Source organism: Neobacillus bataviensis, assembly GCF_019969725.1.
The window spans coordinates 162,577-180,219 of the sequence record NZ_JAHXYW010000009.1; the positions used below are offsets into that span (position 1 = coordinate 162,577).

At 38.8% G+C, this 17,643-nt stretch carries 19 protein-coding genes; 12 read left to right on the forward strand and 7 right to left on the reverse strand.

Features of this window, described 5'->3' with window-relative positions:
- The first annotated feature begins 12 nt into the window (after nt 1–12).
- The gene (locus tag LC455_RS21330; RefSeq protein WP_223593766.1) at nt 13–1,254 is read left to right on the forward strand and encodes a Bcr/CflA family multidrug efflux MFS transporter; all 1,242 of its coding nucleotides are present in this window, start codon (nt 13–15) and stop codon (nt 1,252–1,254) included.
- A 148-nt stretch (nt 1,255–1,402) separates the two neighbouring features.
- Here LC455_RS21330 and LC455_RS21335 read toward each other — a convergent pair whose 3' ends face one another.
- From LC455_RS21335 to LC455_RS21355, 5 genes are read right to left on the reverse strand one after another with little or no spacing between them, the layout of a single operon-like run.
- On the reverse strand, nt 1,403–2,347 hold the full coding sequence (locus LC455_RS21335) for an ABC transporter permease (RefSeq protein WP_223593768.1): 945 nt from the start codon (nt 2,345–2,347) through the stop codon (nt 1,403–1,405).
- Complete coding sequence (locus tag LC455_RS21340) at nt 2,340–3,272, reverse strand: ABC transporter ATP-binding protein (protein WP_223593769.1); 933 nt, start codon at nt 3,270–3,272, stop codon at nt 2,340–2,342. Before LC455_RS21340 ends, LC455_RS21335 begins: the two co-directional genes overlap by 8 nt.
- 20 nt (nt 3,273–3,292) lie before the next feature.
- Nucleotides 3,293–3,667 carry a hypothetical protein gene (locus LC455_RS21345; protein ID WP_223593770.1) on the reverse strand — a complete coding sequence of 125 codons (375 nt, stop codon included), beginning with the start codon at nt 3,665–3,667 and terminating at the stop codon, nt 3,293–3,295.
- A gap of 40 nt (nt 3,668–3,707) precedes the next feature.
- Nucleotides 3,708–3,929, reverse strand: coding sequence for a helix-turn-helix domain-containing protein (locus LC455_RS21350; RefSeq protein ID WP_223593771.1), 222 nt, complete (start codon nt 3,927–3,929; stop codon nt 3,708–3,710).
- Between the two features lie 10 nt (nt 3,930–3,939).
- Nucleotides 3,940–4,416: a DUF2975 domain-containing protein gene (locus LC455_RS21355; protein ID WP_223593772.1), complete on the reverse strand. Its 477-nt coding sequence runs from the start codon at nt 4,414–4,416 to the stop codon at nt 3,940–3,942.
- A 598-nt stretch (nt 4,417–5,014) separates the two neighbouring features.
- Between LC455_RS21355 and LC455_RS21360 the strand changes: the two genes are divergently transcribed.
- The 4 genes from LC455_RS21360 to LC455_RS21375 all read left to right on the forward strand — a co-directional run bounded on the left by LC455_RS21360 (nt 5,015) and on the right by LC455_RS21375 (nt 7,410).
- Entirely contained in the window at nt 5,015–5,857 is an 843-nt protein-coding gene (locus LC455_RS21360; protein ID WP_223593773.1) for a two-component system sensor histidine kinase NtrB, read from the forward strand.
- Between the two features lie 294 nt (nt 5,858–6,151).
- Nucleotides 6,152–6,643: a CarD family transcriptional regulator gene (locus tag LC455_RS21365; protein ID WP_223593774.1), complete on the forward strand. Its 492-nt coding sequence runs from the start codon at nt 6,152–6,154 to the stop codon at nt 6,641–6,643.
- Between the two features lie 195 nt (nt 6,644–6,838).
- Nucleotides 6,839–7,036, forward strand: coding sequence for a sporulation protein Cse60 (locus tag LC455_RS21370; protein ID WP_223593775.1), 198 nt, complete (start codon nt 6,839–6,841; stop codon nt 7,034–7,036).
- 173 nt (nt 7,037–7,209) lie between these two features.
- A complete protein-coding gene (locus LC455_RS21375) occupies nt 7,210–7,410 on the forward strand; it encodes a cold-shock protein (protein WP_223593777.1) in 201 nt (66 codons plus the stop codon).
- Between the two features lie 186 nt (nt 7,411–7,596).
- On the opposite strand, the gene LC455_RS21380 is transcribed toward LC455_RS21375, so the two are convergent.
- Nucleotides 7,597–7,863 (reverse strand): hypothetical protein, encoded by a 267-nt coding sequence (locus LC455_RS21380; RefSeq protein WP_223593778.1) that lies wholly within the window; start codon nt 7,861–7,863, stop codon nt 7,597–7,599.
- A 114-nt stretch (nt 7,864–7,977) separates the two neighbouring features.
- Nucleotides 7,978–8,592: a DUF47 domain-containing protein gene (locus LC455_RS21385; RefSeq protein ID WP_223593780.1), complete on the reverse strand. Its 615-nt coding sequence runs from the start codon at nt 8,590–8,592 to the stop codon at nt 7,978–7,980.
- 349 nt (nt 8,593–8,941) lie between these two features.
- Between LC455_RS21385 and LC455_RS21390 the strand changes: the two genes are divergently transcribed.
- From LC455_RS21390 to LC455_RS21420, 7 genes are all read left to right on the forward strand, one after another.
- The gene (locus LC455_RS21390) at nt 8,942–9,634 is read left to right on the forward strand and encodes a hypothetical protein (protein WP_223593782.1); all 693 of its coding nucleotides are present in this window, start codon (nt 8,942–8,944) and stop codon (nt 9,632–9,634) included.
- Between the two features lie 501 nt (nt 9,635–10,135).
- Nucleotides 10,136–12,466 (forward strand): glycerophosphodiester phosphodiesterase family protein, encoded by a 2,331-nt coding sequence (locus LC455_RS21395; RefSeq protein WP_223593784.1) that lies wholly within the window; start codon nt 10,136–10,138, stop codon nt 12,464–12,466.
- A 179-nt stretch (nt 12,467–12,645) separates the two neighbouring features.
- On the forward strand, nt 12,646–13,812 hold the full coding sequence (locus LC455_RS21400; protein WP_223593785.1) for an iron-containing alcohol dehydrogenase: 1,167 nt from the start codon (nt 12,646–12,648) through the stop codon (nt 13,810–13,812).
- 204 nt (nt 13,813–14,016) lie between these two features.
- Nucleotides 14,017–14,775, forward strand: a complete 759-nt coding sequence (locus LC455_RS21405; protein WP_223593787.1) for an SDR family NAD(P)-dependent oxidoreductase — start codon at nt 14,017–14,019, stop codon at nt 14,773–14,775.
- A 200-nt stretch (nt 14,776–14,975) separates the two neighbouring features.
- Complete coding sequence (locus LC455_RS21410; RefSeq protein ID WP_223593789.1) at nt 14,976–15,614, forward strand: MBL fold metallo-hydrolase; 639 nt, start codon at nt 14,976–14,978, stop codon at nt 15,612–15,614.
- 129 nt (nt 15,615–15,743) lie between these two features.
- Complete coding sequence (locus tag LC455_RS21415; RefSeq protein WP_223593791.1) at nt 15,744–16,511, forward strand: SDR family NAD(P)-dependent oxidoreductase; 768 nt, start codon at nt 15,744–15,746, stop codon at nt 16,509–16,511.
- 117 nt (nt 16,512–16,628) lie between these two features.
- The gene (locus tag LC455_RS21420) at nt 16,629–17,633 is read left to right on the forward strand and encodes a thiamine pyrophosphate-dependent dehydrogenase E1 component subunit alpha (RefSeq protein WP_223593792.1); all 1,005 of its coding nucleotides are present in this window, start codon (nt 16,629–16,631) and stop codon (nt 17,631–17,633) included.
- Nucleotides 17,634–17,643 lie beyond the last annotated feature (10 nt).

Genomic DNA, 17,643 nt, shown 5'->3' on the forward strand with positions numbered 1-17,643 from the left:
AGGCGATGGACATTGAAAAAACCTAGTGGAAAAAAACGAATACAGCTTGCCATACTCCTTGGATCACTTGGATTGTTAGGACCTTTTACAATCGATACGTATTTACCGTCCTTTCCAACGATTGTAAACGATTTTCATACGACTGCTTCACTTGTCCAAATTAGTTTAACTTCCTGTTTATTAGGATTGGGATTAGGGCAATTGTTTATTGGTCCTTTTAGTGATGTGAAAGGCCGCCGGCAACCCTTGCTCATCTTTATCACATTGTACTTACTTGCTTCTATAACTTGTGCGCTAGCACCCAATATCTATTTCCTTATTGTTGCTCGATTAGTCCAGGGCTTTGCTGCTGCCGGTGGACTTGTGATTTCTAGAGCTATTGTTCGGGATCTTTTTAGTGGAAGGGAACTGACCAAGTTTTTTACGATGATGGTGTTAGTGGGTAACCTCGGGCCGATCGTGGCACCGATTGCTGGAGGGGGCATTCTTGCTTTTTCCAATTGGCATGGGGTTTTCCTAGCATTGGCGATTATAGGTGCGGTGTTGCTCTTAACAGTTGCTTTCAAATTAGAAGAAACACTTCCAGAAGAAAACCGTGTCCCAAGCAATTTACCCCAAATCATGAAAAACTTTGGTTCTTTATTCAAAGATCGCACGTTCATGGGGTACGCATTTACTCAAGGTTTTACTACTGCAGGAATCTTTGCCTATGTATCTGGAATACCGTTTGTCTATCAAAATATTTACCATGTTACACCGCAGCAATTTAGTTTATTATTTGGAACAAATGGATTAGCCTTAATTATTGGAAGTCAGTTGGTCGGCCGCTTGGCGGACATTATTCCGGAGCGGACTTTCTTAAAGATAGGGTTAGCCATCTCTACCATAGCTGGTGCAATCTTGCTCATTGCACTGTTAGTAAAAGCTCCGCTTTTCGCTGTCGCGGTCCCGATTTTCTTTTTTGTAGGTTCAATCAGTATTATTGGAACCACATGTTTTGCTTTAGCGATTGAGACCCAAGGACATATTGCCGGAAGTGCTTCTGCATTACTAGGCTTATTGCCATTTGTGCTTGGCTCATTATCGGCTCCACTTGTGGGAATAGCAGGGGCGTATACAGGCGTTCCTATGGGCTTGGTGATCTTTTGCTCAAGTTTTCTAGCTTTTCTTTCCTATTTTGTATTGGTTCGAAAAGCTTCACTGCGTATACAAATATCCAATGAACAGTGCTCAGTAAAGAAACCGAGTATCTAAAAATATAAACTAAAAGGAGAACACATTACCGCTAATGTGTTCTCCTTTATTTTTCTGCTAAATAAGGCCTCCCACTCCGCCTCATGCCAGAGGGGGAGGGGCACACCCCTTGATCAAATGTTTAAAGAATTTTATTCGTCGACTATGTTTATGCTGCCACATCTCTACGTGTAAAAATAAGCCAAGAAATCAGATTAAACACCAGGAAATAGACAGCGAGCACAACGATGGAAAAGGACAATGTCATTCCATCTTGGAAAGGATGTCCGGCAAGGTACTGAGTGAGATCAGTATTAGCAAACAACAGGTACTTGCTCCAATCGAACCGATGCAGTGCCCCCATAACAATATTGCCTGCAAACAAGGCGCCGATGGAAAACCCGATAGCCATCGCGCTGCTTCGGAAGGCGGATGAGATCATAAAGGCCATGGTTATGTACATGACCGTGGATATACCATTAAGCATATACGTTTTCCACAGATTGAGGACCATATTCTTTTCAACGATTTGCCCATCCGCATTCATGCTGACCAACGGTAGATCCATATATCCAAAGCCGTATAAGATACCGTTTACTAGGACGGAGATGACAAACAGTGTAAGTAACAACAGCATACCGAACAGCAGAAAAGAGATATACTTGGAGACGAGTATCTTAACTCGGCTAGCCGGCCTGATGAGCAGCAGCTTGATGGTACCGGATGAAAATTCGCCTGCAACACTGTCTCCCACAATGATGATGGTGAAAATGGTAATTAAGATCATCATATTGGCCGAACCGTTCACACCATCCCACATCGTGCCATCCGTCGAGCGAATATTCTGCTCCAAGTGATAGCCGTTGAGGGCAATCTGCTCCTGATAGAACTTTCGGTCATCATCACCAAGATTGGGCTGCTTCAGAATTTCGCTCCATTGCTTATTCTTTTGCTGCAGTTCTTGCCGCCATCCTTCGCCTTGCGCCTTTTTTCCATCAGAGTGCCATTCAATGATGTTGACGAATAGCACAAAAGCGGCCATCAGTCCGACCAGGATCCATGTTCGTACCCGTCGGTAAATCTTCATATTTTCATTGAGTACTAGATTAACCAATTTGTTCAACCCCCGTTATTTCTAAGAATCGATCTTCTAATGACTGGGAAACCATCTCGACGCTATAGATGCGAATATGGTTCTGCATCAACACTAACAAAATGTCCGGGATACGTTCCCGCTCAGTTTTGACCTCGACGATTCCTTCCTGAGCAAGCTTGACCTCCTGGATGCTGTCCATCTTCCTCACGGCTGCCAATGCCTGTTCCGGTGGCTGTGCTTGGATTCGATACGTTTGAACTTGATCGTTTTCACGGGTAAAATGCTGAACCGGCATTATATTGACCAGCTTGCCCCGCTGGAGGATGGCAACCCGGTCGCACATGAGCTCCATCTCGGACAACAGATGGCTGGAGACGATAACCGTGATTCCTTCTGTACGTGTCAAATGCCGCAAATAGTCACGCAGTTCACGAATCCCCGCCGGGTCAAGACCGTTTGTCGGTTCATCGAGAATCAGCAGGGATGGGCGATGCAGCAGTGCTTGGGCAACCCCCAGCCGCTGCCGCATGCCGAGCGAGTACTTTTTGACTTTATCGTGGATACGGTTTTCCAACTTGACTAGCGAAACCACTTCGTCAATTCGTTCCTTTGTTACCCCCGGTACCATGCGGGCATAATGAACAAGGTTGTGATACCCACTCAGATATTTGTACATTTCCGGACTTTCCACGATGGCTCCTACGTGGCGGATTGCTTGTTCGAATTCAGTTTTAATATTTTTCCCCTTAATCAGGATCTGCCCTTTGGTAATCGACATCAGTCCGACGATCATTCGGATTGTGGTTGTTTTACCGGCCCCATTTGGACCCAGAAAGCCGAAAATTTCGCCTTTCGGTACGTCAAATGAAAGATCGTCGATGAGAGTGGTGCGGCCAATGCGTTTCGTTACATGACTTAAGCTGATGATTGGTTCGTTCTTCATGTTTGTCCTCCTTTAATAAACTAAATTGTATATAGAGTTTTTTCTCTTAAAGAAATAATTTCAATGTCTGTACAATAAAAGTGTAAGCTTTCATCCAAGTAATCTATTACTTCAAAATACTTACCTTCCCAACCTCTATCCCTTATATCATAAATCCCGATTGATAATTGATGATAAATACCCCCGCTTTCAAAATCGATACTATTGGGGTTATAGAAGCGGAAGCAGGCAATATATTGTTTTTCTTTATCCTTCATAAAAAAATCTATGTCGAGAAAACAATTGCCTTCATACGTCCTATTTTGAAAATTCAATAAGAATCTATCAATCCGCTCTATTTTTTGTAATGAAAAATCGTTTATTTGATCAGTTATTAGGCTAATATTTTTTATCAATTTGAATCACTCCTAGGTGAATCGAAATTTTTTTAAGTCATTAATCTTGGGTGTCTTCATCACTGCGGTATTCTAAAATATCACCAGGTTGACATTCTAAAGCCTTACAAATCGCGTCTAAAGTTGTTAAGCGAATCGCTTTTGCCTTGCCGTTTTTTAAAATAGAAAGATTAGCCATCGTGATCCCGACCCTATCAGAAAGTTCTGTTACGCTCATTTTCCTTTTGGCCAGCATCACATCAATATTGATTATTATTGCCATTGTCATCACCTCAGACGATTAAGTCATTTTCCGATTTTATATCAATTGCTTCTTGTAAAAGCCTTTGAAGAACAGCAGCGAATACTGCGATTACGATTGAAGCAAAGATAGGGACCATGCCAATGATGATGAGACCAGGGGCATCGTCTAGATCGGCTACGAGATAAACAAATGGCAAAATAACCACAAACAAACCACTGATTGTCAATGCACAGATTTTGATTTTATTTAGAGCTGTTACAGACCATTCAGAGAAAGCTAGGTTTCTGTCAATGTAACTTAAAAGTTTAAAAGCCTGATACAATGCCACGAAATACGGTATTACGGATACATAAACACCGATTAAAATGGGATACAGTATATGGTCATAATCTGGATTGACGGGATTTTTAGCTAACCAAGGCATTCCAAATATACCCAAAGCAAGAACCGGAATTCCCATTAGAATAACGGCGGTCTTTAAAAAAAATGTTGATCCTCGTTTCATTAAAAGCACCTCACAAATTATTTTCAAATTGATTATAAGTAAAAATTTATTGAATTTCAATAAATTTTTACTCTTAATTAATATTTTATTATCGACTTTTAAATCCATTCAATTTGTTAAAAATAAAAAGCACTCCTCGTTTTAAAGGAATGCTCTATGTTTTATCCGTTCATAACCTAACCGATAAGAATCACCAAAGTATCATTAAATTGAGGTGTTTGACCGGAATTTAGAGTATAATCAATGGGATGCATCCTAAGATTAATGAATCGGAGAGAAACAAATGTTTTTTCGTTTAATGTATCATATTGTCTTACCTATTTATGTAATTTTTGTTATTTTTTCCTCGATAACGTTGAATAGATCCCAAAACGATTTTTTCCTCATCTTACTTGGGATTCTTTTTATAACAAGTATTTATTTGGAAAAGACTTATCCGCGCTATTTTAAATATATATCAACTATTGAAATAATTTTGTTACTATTATTTCATTTTATAAGCCAACTGAATTGGTGTTTCTCCATATATATCATTTTACTTAGTAAATTATTATTTCAAATCAGGGGTGTCCTTAAAGGGGTTTTTCTTGGTTTTGTCTTGATTGCATTTTACTCAGTTATTCGAATTTCGTATACTCCTCTCGATTCCTATAATATCCTTGCTGTTGGATCGGACTTTCTAACCTCGCTCGCTGTAGTGCTGATTATTCAATACATCATTGAAGTGGAAAGACAAAAAAATGTGCTTAAAGAAGAGAAGAAGCGGGAAGAATTGCGTTTAAAAGAGGAAAAAATGATTCTTTTGGGTGAAATGGCAGCTGGACTTGCCCATGAAATTAGAAACCCTTTAACGATTATTCAGGGGTTTCTTCAACACTCTAAACAGAATCAGTATAATATACAACCTTGGTATGATTTAATCCTGAGTGAAGTCAAAAGGATGAATAAATTAACGGTCGAATTTCTTCAATTTTCAAAGCCAAATGTTTCTTTATATCAATCTCATTCTATCCATGAGTGTCTAAAGAGAGTAATCTCCTTAACTGAATCTAGAGCCAGCAGTCTAGGACATCAAATCGTTTACGTGGAATATAATCCGAATCTTTGTATACCAATGGATTTCGATAAAATGGTACAAGTGTATGTCAATTTAATAAACAACTCCATTCAATCCATGATTGAAAGTGGCACGATTACGATTCGATTGTTAAAAGTGGAAAACAAAGCGGTTGTAGAGGTTATGGACACGGGTAAAGGTATTAATGAGGCCGATCTAAAAAAAATCTTTAATCCATTTTATACAACGAAACCTGATGGAACAGGGCTGGGGCTTTCTATTTGTCAGAAAATCATTCAGGATCACGGGGGAACCATTAAGGCTGCAAGCACTCTGAATCATGGAACTTCGTTTACCATTTGTTTTCCTATGAATAATGCCTAAAGAAAAGTATAAATAAGCAATTCCGAGTAAAGCTGCCAGGTTGCCTATTCCTGGTAGTTTTTCATTTTTTCGGTTGAGCATGCTCATTTACTATTTGTGAGTACAATAGTAAATGAGTGAGTTGAAAGTCAGGGAAAAATCTCTGCCTTCTTTCTACTGGGAGCATGAAAACAAAAATAATCAGTTTTTTTACACTAATATTAAAAAAGATATTGACATCCAGCAATCAGTGATGGTAAAATTAAAAATTTGCCAAAAAATTGATATTGTGCTATTCTTAAGAGGGTTCATAATTTGGAGGTGATTTCTTTGTTTCAAGTTGGTGATTACATTTTTTATCCTCTGCAGGGTGCCGGGGTTATTGAGGCTATAGAAGAAAAGGAAATCTTAGGTGAGAAACAGCAGTATTATGTAATTAAAATGCCAATCAGTAAAATGCAGGTGTTGATTCCGATTGGGAAAGTAAAAAAATCACGGATTCGCTTAATATCGGATTTACTTACACTTGAAAACGTATTGCACATTTTTCATCATGGGCAAACCGATACAAATCTTTCCATGAAAGAAAGGTTCAAAATTAACACTGAAAAATTGAAAACGGGTAATATCAAAGACGGAGCTGAAGTTGTACGTGATTTAATGCGCATTAACAAAAATAAAGCACTAAATTCAACTGAAAAGCAAATGCTTGAGAGTGCAAGGAAGATATTCATCAGTGAACTTGGTTTAATTAAAGGGATCACAGAAAATCAGGCAACGGAATTGTTAAACAACAAGGTCGGTTAAGTCTCTACATCATTAACTTCTTTATTTCCTCAACTTTATTACAACATTTCTACTATATTTCTGACCATTCGATTTTTTACCAAATGTTTTTATTTAGCCTTAATATGTCTTTAAAAACCTGATTCAAACTGGACGTTCATGGAGCCATATGGATGAAAAAGGTGAAAATAAATCATATGATGGGGGGCGAAAAAAATGTACGAGGCAAAAGGTTTTCAAAGTATAGACTTCGTTGAACTTATTCGGGAAGTCAATGATTTTCTTGGCTCATTAGAGGAAGGTAAGCTTATTGATGTAAAATACAATACTATTCCTCTTCTTGCAAGCAGTCATACCGAATATGGTGTTTACCCAGATTCAAAATATACTGCAATGGTAATAATAAAGAAATAAACATAATCGTATTTTTAGTGTCCTTGTATATTTTTTCAAAAAGTGTTATTATAAAAAGGAATTATTTTTGTTCGGTGTAAAGGATAGTGAAACTCTTAACTTTCGCCTTGATGATCACTGAGTGCAAGGATAGTAATACAATGTGTGTCATTACACACTAGGAGGCAACAATTATGGAAAATGGTAAGGTAAAATGGTTTAACGCAGAAAAAGGATTCGGATTCATCGAACGTGAAGGTGGAGACGATGTATTCGTTCATTTCTCAGCTATCCAAGGCGAAGGTTTCAAGTCTCTTGAAGAAGGACAATCAGTAACTTTTGACGTTGAGCAAGGCCAACGTGGAGCCCAAGCTGCAAACGTACGTAAAGCATAATTATTTAAAATAAAGATGGACTCTGTCAAAGAGTCTGTCTTTTTATTTTTCAAGCTTATAAAAAATAATAACCCCACTCACGAATGAGCAGGGAATGAAAAACGGAAAATCAAATGGTAAAGTAAGTATAGCACACAAATTAAGTGTTACCTAATATTTACTTGAATTTATGCTTTAAGATAATGATTATCCATTAATAAGGTTTTCTATTTGTTTTTGTGAGAGTTGCTCACGTATAATTTCAACATTTTTTCCGCTTCCAATAAAAATTAGATCTTCATTATTGGATAAAGGTTTTCTACCTCTTGGTACAGATTCTGTGTATTTTTTCCACACACCATTAATCTTTGCGAGTGAAACATCTCCTCTTTTCATCACCAAACCACCAATACTTTTTGGCATCATCAAACCTCTGATAAATTGATTTTTTGAAAAATAAAAATCTTCTTCCATTTATTCAACTCCTTAGTAATTAATAGTATATGCCAATTAGAAATAAACCATTTAGGTATTTTTATCTAGTATTAACGAAAAGTATGGCAAAACCCCTCTTCAGAATTCCTCTAACTAAGCATTCTTCATAATAATTTCTTCAAATGTATTAGCCACTGATTTACAGCAGTTAGCGATTTCTTCTAGCTCTTCATAGATTTGTTTATATTTAATAATTCGGATAGGGTCTTTTTCTAAGGTAAACAAATTTTTAATGGATTCACGGAAAATGTTGTCGCAATATGATTCTATTTCTTTAATTTTGATTGCGTGTTCTCTAATATTTAGCAATTTCTTTTTAGATAGGAGCTCAATAGCTGCATCTATTTCAGATGTACAATTTTTGATGGCATCAACAAATTTAAGCATAAAATCGTCCATTTCCATCATTGAGTACATTTCAAATAGGGCAGCTGTATGGTATAAACCGTCCAAAATATCATCCATGCATATTGAAAGAGCTAAAATATCTTCACGATCTATTGGAGTGATGAAAGTATTATTAAGTTCGCTAATAAGATCATGTACCATGGTATCCCCGTTAGATTCAAATTCCTTCATGTTTTCAGAAAAAATTTTAAGATCATTAACATTATTTAATGTATAGTCAGCAAAATAGTTAGCACTTACTTTTAAATTTAAAGAAATACACTTTAAATAATTAAAAAACTTGTCTTCCTTTTTTGCCATTAAATTACCCCCACATTGTCCAACTCGTGTAACTGCCAAAAAAAATTATTATAAAACCTTTATCAAAAGCTTTTAAATGCCATTACTATAATAAATGCAACTTTCGGTCAACTCGTAACGGCTTACGTCCAAATCCCACAAGGTCAATTAGATTGTCTACCGGACATTGTAGGCTATTATGCTCTAAATAGTTGAAGGATAGGGGATCCGTATACAGTAAACTCGATGGGGGAGATTTGGAGCATTTGTTAATTCCCAAAAGAAGGAAATGCGAATAACATATATCCTAATGATCAACGACTTTTGCTTTAATTTTTACGAACATTAACAAGTAAAGGGGGTAGTCATTATGTCAGCAAAAACAGGGTTTCTGCCCAGCTCATCCGGTTTTAAATTTGAAAACAGCTTTTCACCTGTTCCATTAAAGAAAATAAATGTTTTGGGTTGGAAGATTCCATTCGGTAATGCATCGTATGGTCTATGCGGTGGAATGATTTATGCTGTCATGGATTACTTTGAAGCAAAAATCCAGATCCCGTCCGTTCCGGAAGCCCCTTCATCTGGTCCATTGTTCGACTATATCGTTAACCGGCAGATAGAAAGCTTGCATTTGCCCTTTGGTCTTTTGAAATATCTGTTTCTGATGAATCCTCTTCTCCGGGCCCATGAAACTAAAGCTAGTAAATTAGGAGCTGCCCCGCAAAGGTCGTGGAGAATGATAAAAAAGGAATGGCCGAGAATAAAAAAGGATCTTGATAACGGCAAGCTTTCACCGCTTGGCTTAATCAGAGTAAAATCCTTTAATCCTTTTCAGATTAGACAACATCATCAAGTTCTGGCATATGGGTATGACTTGAATGAGAACCATCTTTTTATTAATATCTATGACCCTAATTTACCAAACGATGATTATCTAACTTTATCCTTAAATATAGAAAATCCTGAATCGACCACAACTGTGGTTCATTCAAAATCATCTGTACCGATTTATTGTTTCTTTAGAACGGATTATAAGTTTAAGAGGCCGGAAGATTTAAACTAAATTTTAAGTGACTCGTTTGTTCCTGGGGCTGATATGGAGCTTGATTGGAAACTTATACCATGGTAGTAAACTGCGAAGTAGAAGGAGAAATTATTGTCCAGCAAAGCACCAAGAGGAAAGGGCCGAAACCGGGGAAGGTGAAGGCAACTAATTTTTTTGATATGATGAGACGAACATAAAAATAATCCACCATTGAGTTCAGAGGCTCTGGTGGATTATTCCCTAATTAGCCGATCCCTTTGAGGGAACCTTCTATTACTGACCGGACATGTTGCTGCATGTTCGGTCTTTTTTATTTATTCAATATTTAGTTTTATTATAACTTATATCTTAACGATAATACAGATTAGTAGAAAAGACCTTCAGGCAAAAGTCCTCCATTTTTTAACAATATCTTTAAAAAATATTAATACCCCTTATACCTTCATTAAGTAATATTTTCATAGTAAGGGTTTGTAAACCTTTTACATATGTTTCAACTAAATGAAAAGGAGACAGAAAATGGTACCTAATATTAGAGGGAAATCAAAAAAATTAACAGCCTTTTTAGTATCAGCAAGTATTTTCGGCAGTATTTGGATAGCACCAGTGGATGGACCAACAAAGGTTCAGGCCGCAGAGCAGGCTCTAACACAGGAGAATTTCGATCAAATCGCGAACGGGCAGCTTCCAGGAGGCTGGAAGCTTTTACAGGGAGATGCTAAGGTCTTGGATGGCAAGCTGGTATTAACGTCACCATCTTCCGGTGCTCCTGCCAGAGTTGTGATTCCTTTAGGAAACCAAACAGGAAATTATGTTTTTGAAGCGGAAATGACGTTTAAAAGTGCAGTTGAAGACACCCGATGGGCTTCGTTAATGTATCGTGTCCAGCCAAATACATATCCTTATTATCAATTCGCAATGCGCAAAGGCACTACGGCGCTAAACGGACTGGAGTTCGCCATCAGAAATGAAAGCAATCAGTGGGTTGTGCCGGAAACGAATTTTTATCCGGAAAATATGGCCTCCAATAAGACTTATCATGTCAAAGTGATCGTAAGCGGAAATCGTGTGCAGCAATTTATCGATGGCCAGCTTGTGGTTGATACGGATCAGGCCGGGAAATGGACAAACGGGGATGTCGGATTCCAAGCGAACGGTACGACCGTTCAATTCGATAATGTAAAGGTCAATACCTACTCAAATGCACTTCCTCCATTAGGGAGTACGAACGCCTTTCTTCCTCAAGAAGTGAAAACGAATATCGTGAATCCGCCAACGATTATTTCGAAAACCGTTGCGAAGGAAGGTACAGCTTCCGTGCTCATGCAGGCAAAACGGAACGAACAGGGGAAATGGACGGTTGAAGGGGCACCAATTGAAAACGCCCTTAAAAATATAAAAGGAAAATTCATTCCGATTATCCAAGTGGAAGAACATTCGGATATAGAAGGTCTCGCAAATGTCCTGAAAGAAACCCAGACACAAGATTTTCAGATTTTATCCAGTAATCCTGCGATCGTAAAAGAAATGCGCAGTTTTATTAAAACGGCCCGCGGTGCCCTTCTATACAACAAGGCAGCTTTCAATAAGAATGATATGGCGGCTTTCGCACGTGACATTCATAAAAGCGATGCGATGGTAGCGGTAGTACCACAAAAAATTCTGAGCCCTGAGACCGTTCACTATTTGCATAGCCGTGCGATATCGGTTTGGGGAATCGGCGCTGAGGATGTGCAAGCTGCCCATACGATGATTCATCTTGGAGTGGACGGCATTGTTTCTGAAAATCCTTCCGCTTCCATTGAAGCTTTGGGACAGTACCCAGAGAATACAATTGTACAGCGTCCGGTCGTGGCCGCACATCGCGGTGTGCCTTCCATTGCGCCTGAAAATACAATGGCTTCCTACCGAAAGGCCTATGAAATGGGAGCAGATATGATCGAGACTGATGTACAGAGGACCAAAGACGGGAAACTGGTTATTATGCATGACTATTCAGTGGACCGTACCACGAACGGAAAAGGAAATGTAAAGGATTTAACACTCGAGCAGATTCGGGCATTGGATGCCGGAATCAAGTTCAGTCCTGATTTCCAAGGAGAAAAGGTACCTACTTTTAAAGAGTATTTAGATGAGTTCAAGGGGAAAGATGTGGTCCTGCTTGTTGAGATTAAGGCAGATGGCATCGAGAAGCAAGTGATGGAGGAGATCGAGCAAGCCGGAATGGTTGATCATGTAGTGATTCAAAGCTTTAATTCCAACCATATCCGAAACACTCACGGTATCAACCCTGAAGTGGGCACGGGCTATCTTTACTCTGCAGCTGTACCACCTACGATTGACGGCAGGCTAAAAAAGGCTCAGCAAATGATGCAGTACGGTGCCAGCATGAACGCGACCTTGAATGCTGACTATGGCAGTCTAAATCCGGAATTCATTCGTTACATGCGCCAGCGTGGATTCCTGAATATGCATTGGACATTTAGAAATGAAGATCATTTTGGGCAAGCCTTGGAGGCTGGCGTAGTCGGACCGATCACGGACTATACACAGTGGTTGACGGATGCCCCGATTCGTTTGGAAATTCCGAATAAAAAGGTCAACCTGAATGTCGGAAAATCGGCAACGATTCAGGTCAAATCCTTTGTAAACTATCGTGAAGCCAAAACAGAAAATATTTCGACGACTCTCTTTTTTAATAATGGAGAAACGAAGGTTAAGGTTGATGGCAATACCATAACAGCACTTGAGCCTGGAAAGGTGAATGTGTTCGCGATGCATACATTCCAAATGCTTGGCAAGGAATGGCATTTAGTATCTGAGCCAATTGAAGTGACCGTAACAGAATAATTAGTTATAAAAATGCGCCCTAATTTATTAGAGGCGCTTTTTTTGATATCGATAATTAGTTGATTTGAAGGACAGTCATTAATATTCTTTTGTCTGAATATTTAAACAAATAATGTTATAATAAACAATAAATAGGAACCTTACATAACAGAAGATGATAGACAAAAGGAGTGTTGGAAATGAAGAGTTATAGTTATTTCTGTAATACTAGAATTGAGATGGGGTTGGGGAAAGCGGAGCAATTGCCAATGATGTTGAATGCTCTTCAGGTCGGACGGTCGGTTTTATTAGTCAGTGATCCCGGTATCGTTAAGGCTGGATTAGTCACACCAATCAAAACGACGCTGGAAGAGTCGGGTTATCGAGTCGTTTTATTTGATTCGGTCTCACAAAACCCGAGGGATACGGAGTGTTTGGCTGGAGCAAAAATTTTTCAAGAGCAGGGTATTGAGATGGTCGTCGCTATTGGAGGCGGAAGCGCAATGGATACAGGGAAGGCGATTGCTCTACTTGGTCCTAATGGCGGTACGCCAGTCGAGTATGTGGAGGGGAAGAGGGAATATGCCAATATTGCCCCGATTATTTGTGTGCCCACCACTGCAGGAACTGGCTCTGAAGTAACCCGTTCTTCAGTGATCACCGAATCTGCCACTCATCGAAAGTTGACCCTAAAAGATGCTTCATTAAGACCTATGATGGCCGTTCTTGATCCAAGATTAACGTTTACCGTTCCGCAGTCAGTTACCGCTGCTACAGGTGTGGATGCGTTAGTTCATGCGATTGAAGGCTATACCTGTAAAGTAACCAATCCAATTTCCCAGGCATTCGGCGCAAGAGCGATGACCAAAATTGTTTCTTCCTTGCCGGCTGCATTTAAGGATGGAGAAAATCAACAGGCACGCTATGACATGCTTGAAGGCAGCCTTTTAGCTGGATTATGCTTTGGTTCCACGGATGTGGCAGCTGTCCATTGCTTAGCCGAAGCACTTGGAGGCCTGTATGATACACCGCACGGAGTGGCCAATGCGGTATTTTTACCATATGTATTAAAGTTTAATGCGGAAGAAGAGAAGGGCATCCATGCAGATCTGGCAAGATATATGAAGTTTGCCAATGAATCTGATTCGGATGAAAGCGCCGTTGAAAAACTATTAACCGGTATTCGGGAATTTACTACGAAATTGGAGATTCCAAAACTTAAAGATTTGCCAGGAATCCGAAAAGAAGATTTTTCACGAATAGTAGAACTAGCTGTACAAAACAATTCCACGCCTAGTAACATTCGAACCATTGGTGCTGGGGATTACCGGAAGATTCTTAAGCAAGCATACGAGGATATTTTTTAAGATATTACTAACCCTTGATTGAACAAGGGGTTTTTTTATTTAAAAAATGAATTTTTATTAAAAGAAGGAATTTTCTCTATAAATTCTTATCATTGCAAGAAATTTACTTTCAAATATAGGAAAAAACGGAAATCATAATTTGGCACATTTTTTGCATGTAAATAGGATAGGAAAGTCCAATAAAATAATAGGAGTGAAAAGAGCATGGATCAATTTGATTTAAGTAACAAGACTGCGATTGTAACTGGCGGAAACAGGGGGTTAGGACGGACAATCGCGTTAGCACTGGCAGAAAGGGGAGCCAATGTAGTAGTAATAGGAAGAGATGAAGCAAGAAATAAACAAGTAGTTGCAGAAATTGAACAGCTAAATCGAAAAGCGATTAGTTTTTCTACAGATTTAAACAGTATAGACTCACTAAATGAAATGGTTGAAAATATAGCTTCCACTTTTGGAACAATTGATATATTAGTAAATAATGCAGGTACTTCGCAAACAAATTTTGCCTTAGGAGTTACAGAAGCGGAATGGGATAAAATCATGAATTTGAATGTGAAATCGTTATTTTTCTGTTCACAGGCGGTTGCAAAAATAATGAAAAATCAGGGCAAAGGAAAAATTATTAACGTTTCTTCCGTTGTTGGTGCAGTGGGAGATGTTGGAATAAGCCCATATACTGCCAGTAAAGCAGCTGTCATTAACTTAACAAGATCGCTTGCTTTAGAGTGGGCCAGGTATGGTATCCAAGTAAATGCAATAGGCCCGGCATATATTGAGACAGAAATGAACCATGAGGAGTTAAGTAATCCTAAAGTTCGTGAAAAAATAATTGGTAAAACACCGATGAAAAGATTGGGAAATCCTGAAGAAATAGAGGGGGCCGTTCTTTTACTTGCATCAGATGCCAGCAGTTTTATCACCGGCCAAACGATCTTTGTTGATGGCGGATGGCTGGCACAGTAAACAAATAGTAGGATTTTCTCTTTATTGAACTTTCTTAAAAAAGGTTTTTCTCGAAAATAGGAAAAATCGCAAAAGAATTCTTAATAACAATAAAAATCGGAAATTGATTTCTCTGAAAATTGGATATTCTCAATCAAATTATTTTGGCATGAATATTGCATAAACAAAAGTAAGGATTTCCAACAGGGAGGAGGCACCGGATGAAGTCCTTAAAAATTCAACCGTTTACATTGGGAAATCTGCAAACAAATAGCTATGTTATCTCGGATGAGGATTCTTTTTGCATCATTATTGATCCGGGTGAAAACCCCTTTGAATTAATGGAATATATCGGTAATAGAAAAGTAGATTATATTTTATTAACCCATTGTCACTATGATCATATTGCCGGGGTAAATTTGCTAAAAAACAAAACGGATGCTTTGGTTGTTGCCCATCAGTTGGAAGCAGAGTGGCTGTTAGATCCCAATTTAAACGGATCAGCTAAAACGAACACACCTATTATCAGTGAGTGGCCAGACATCTTATTAATTGGAGATGAATGGATTCAATGCGGTTCATTAAATATTAGAGCCATCCATTCTCCAGGACATTCCCCTGGCAGTACATGCTTTCTTATCAATGAGGCTTATTTGTTTACAGGGGATACATTACTAGCGGGAGTTGTAGGGCCAACAAATCTTCCATTTGGAGATAGGGAACTGTTAAAGGAATCTATCAAAAACAAACTATTTAGTCTTCCGGGTGATTTCATCATCTATCCTGGACATGGTGAGACAACCACCCTTGAATTTGAAAGAAATTACAATTTGATGCCAAATATGAAAACGTTTTACTGATCGGATATTTTCATTGCAATCATATATTCTCATTTAAAAAAGACCCTCCTGTCTTTTACCTATTGGAAGTTATCAATCAGTTAGCAATCCAGCTTTACATAAAAAAATATTAGAAAAGGAGAGAGTTTAATGAGATTAAAAGACAAGGTAGCCATCATTACTGGTGCTGGCAGCGGGCAGGGAAAGGCTTCAGCAAAATTATTTGCACAAGAAGGAGCCCATGTGATTATTGCCGAATGGAATGAAGAGAATGGAAAACAGGTTGAACAAGAAATTAGGGATGCAGGCTTCAATGCTGTATTTATGAAAACGGATGTTTCGAATGAAGAAAATGTTCGTGCTGTCGTTGAGCAAACCGTCGAACAATTCGGCCGGATTGATATCCTCTTTAATAATGCAGGGATCGGATTTTCAGCGCGATCAAAATACACCATGTCTTCGCTTCTAAAAACACCTTTGGAAGATTGGAATCAAATCTTGGCAATCAATTTGAATGGGGTTTACCACATGTCAAAGTATGTTCTCCCTATCATGATTAACCAAGAAAGCGGCAGCATTGTCAATAATTCCTCCTTAAATGGAATTCAAGGTGTAACAGGGGCTGATGCCTATACTGCCGCAAAAGGAGGCGTTGTCGCCTTGACAAGGGTCATGGCAGCAGATTATGGAAAACATAATATTCGCGTCAATTGTATTTGCCCAGGTGCGATCGATACACCAATGATTGCTGAGGTACTTCAAAATGAAAAGTTCACAGAGAGCTTTACAGCGAACCCTCTTGGGAGAGTAGGGAAACCTGAGGAAATCGCAAATGCAGCACTGTTTTTAGCATCTGATGAATCAAGCTACATTACAGGTTTAATTATGCCAGTTGATGGTGGATTGAATGCTATTTAAAAAATCTGGATAACAGAAAGTCTAACTTTCTTAGACTAATAGAAAGGATGTTAGGTTTTTAGTTCAGAATTTTATGGCTATTTGAAAACTTTGATATTATTAAAAGGAGTGATATTCGTGGCTAAAATCTATGAAAAAGAAATTAATTTAAATGATTATAGTAAGGAAGTATTACTTGATTTTTATCAAACAATGGTAAGGATTAGAAGGTTCGATGAAAATTTAATCCAGTTAATGCAAGAGGGAAAAGTTTCAGGATTCTACCACTCTGGTATTGGATCTGAGGGAGTATCGGCTGGTTCCATCACCCAGAATCTTCGTGATGAAGATTACATTTATTATAATCATCGCGGCTGTAACCAGAAAATCGCCAAGGGAGTACCGCTTTCAAAACTATATGGAGACTTTTTGGGAACAATCGAGGGTACGACAAAAGGATTAGGTGCAGGAATCGTTCACAGTGCAGACCCTTCCAGAGGAGTTTTAGGTCAGGCGGGAACAATTGGCTCCCAGCTCGGAATTAGCGTAGGTACAGCCTACTCCTCCAAATTCAACGGAACAGATCAAGTCACAATGGTTTATTTTGGGGATGGCGCAGCTTCAAGGGAACCATTACACGGATCATTAAACTGGTCAGGTCTCTATAAACTACCAATCATTTATATCTGCGAAAACAATGAGTATGCCATTTCTTGTCATGTATCGGAAACCCATTCTGTTAAAGAGCATATCGCCGATTGGGCAGAAGGTTATGGCATTCCGAACTGTGTTGTCGATGGAAATGATGTACTGCTAATGCATGAAGCTGTAAAAGAAGCCGTTGAGAGAGCAAAAAGAGGGGAAGGCCCAACCTTTATTGAAGCAAAAACGTTCCGTCACCGCGGCCACTTTGAAGGCGACCCTTATGATTATGTGAATCCAGAAGTGTTACAAGACTGGAAAGAAAATCGAGACCCTATTAAAAATTATAAAGCTAAATTACTAGATGAAGGAATTTGTACAGAAGAGGAAATACTAGAATTGGAAAACCAAGTGGATGCAGAAATTGCAGAAGCCATCAAAAAAGCAGAAGAGTCACCGCTGCCGGATCCAGAAAGAATTTATGAAGGATTATTCGCTTAAGGGGGAGTAA

Excerpts from the sequence above, each read along its gene's own strand:
- LC455_RS21340 (WP_223593769.1), bottom strand. The coding sequence starts at position 3,272 with ATGAAGAACGAACCAATCATCAGCTTAAGTCATGTAACGAAACGCATT.
- LC455_RS21400 (WP_223593785.1), top strand. The coding sequence starts at position 12,646 with ATGAAGAGTTATAGTTATTTCTGTAATACTAGAATTGAGATGGGGTTG.
- LC455_RS21370 (WP_223593775.1), top strand. The coding sequence starts at position 6,839 with ATGTACGAGGCAAAAGGTTTTCAAAGTATAGACTTCGTTGAACTTATT.
- LC455_RS21410 (WP_223593789.1), top strand. The coding sequence starts at position 14,976 with ATGAAGTCCTTAAAAATTCAACCGTTTACATTGGGAAATCTGCAAACA.
- LC455_RS21405 (WP_223593787.1), top strand. The coding sequence starts at position 14,017 with ATGGATCAATTTGATTTAAGTAACAAGACTGCGATTGTAACTGGCGGA.
- LC455_RS21375 (WP_223593777.1), top strand. The coding sequence starts at position 7,210 with ATGGAAAATGGTAAGGTAAAATGGTTTAACGCAGAAAAAGGATTCGGA.
- LC455_RS21415 (WP_223593791.1), top strand. The coding sequence starts at position 15,744 with ATGAGATTAAAAGACAAGGTAGCCATCATTACTGGTGCTGGCAGCGGG.
- LC455_RS21355 (WP_223593772.1), bottom strand. The coding sequence starts at position 4,416 with ATGAAACGAGGATCAACATTTTTTTTAAAGACCGCCGTTATTCTAATG.
- LC455_RS21390 (WP_223593782.1), top strand. The coding sequence starts at position 8,942 with ATGTCAGCAAAAACAGGGTTTCTGCCCAGCTCATCCGGTTTTAAATTT.
- LC455_RS21380 (WP_223593778.1), bottom strand. The coding sequence starts at position 7,863 with ATGGAAGAAGATTTTTATTTTTCAAAAAATCAATTTATCAGAGGTTTG.
- LC455_RS21395 (WP_223593784.1), top strand. The coding sequence starts at position 10,136 with ATGGTACCTAATATTAGAGGGAAATCAAAAAAATTAACAGCCTTTTTA.
- LC455_RS21350 (WP_223593771.1), bottom strand. The coding sequence starts at position 3,929 with ATGGCAATAATAATCAATATTGATGTGATGCTGGCCAAAAGGAAAATG.
- LC455_RS21385 (WP_223593780.1), bottom strand. The coding sequence starts at position 8,592 with ATGGCAAAAAAGGAAGACAAGTTTTTTAATTATTTAAAGTGTATTTCT.